Origin of the sequence: Actinoallomurus acaciae (assembly GCF_042429965.1) — a bacterium.
Classification (GTDB): domain Bacteria; phylum Actinomycetota; class Actinomycetes; order Streptosporangiales; family Streptosporangiaceae; genus Actinoallomurus; species Actinoallomurus acaciae.
The window spans coordinates 1-622 of record NZ_JBHLZP010000589.1; the positions used below are offsets into that span (position 1 = coordinate 1).

1 pseudogene is annotated in these 622 nt (G+C 77.7%); it reads left to right on the plus strand.

From position 1 onward, the window contains the following. Positions 1-622 (plus strand): annotated as a pseudogene (locus ACFFNX_RS42655) (regulator); the annotation flags it as partial.

The window sequence follows — 622 nt, forward strand, 5'->3', positions numbered from 1 at the left end:
GGCCGGGCGGCACGCCGCCCGAGCCGATCGGGCTGTGGCGGACCACGCTCGCCGCTCCGGCGGCGCAGCCCCTGCTGATCGTGCTGGACGACGTCGCGTCCGCCGGCCAGGTCGCGCCGTTGCTCCCGGGCCCGCCACACCACATGATCATCACGTCGCGCAACACGCTCTCCACGCTCGCGGCGCACCGGATCGACCTGGCGCCGCTCGACGCCGGGGAGTCCGTGCGCCTGCTCGACCGGGCGCTGCGGCACACCGTTCCGGGCGACGGCCGGGTGACGGAGTCCCCGCAGGACGCGGAGCGGCTCGCCGCGCTGCGCGGGCGGCTGCCGCTCGCGTTGCGGATCGGCGCGGCGCTGCTCCTGGACGACCCGCACCGGCCGCTCTCCGACGAGGTCGCCGCACTGGCCGAGGCGCGCGACCGGCTCGACCGGCTGCGGTACGACGACGTCGATGAGCAGGGCCGTCCCCTCGGTGTCCGCGCGGCGTTCGACCTCTCCTACGCGCGCCTCGGCGCCGAGCAGAGGCGGGCCTTCGACCTGCTCGGCGTGGTCCCCGGCGCGGACTTCGGGCCGGAGACCGCGGCCGACGTGCTCGACCGGACGCGGCCGGAGGCCGACCG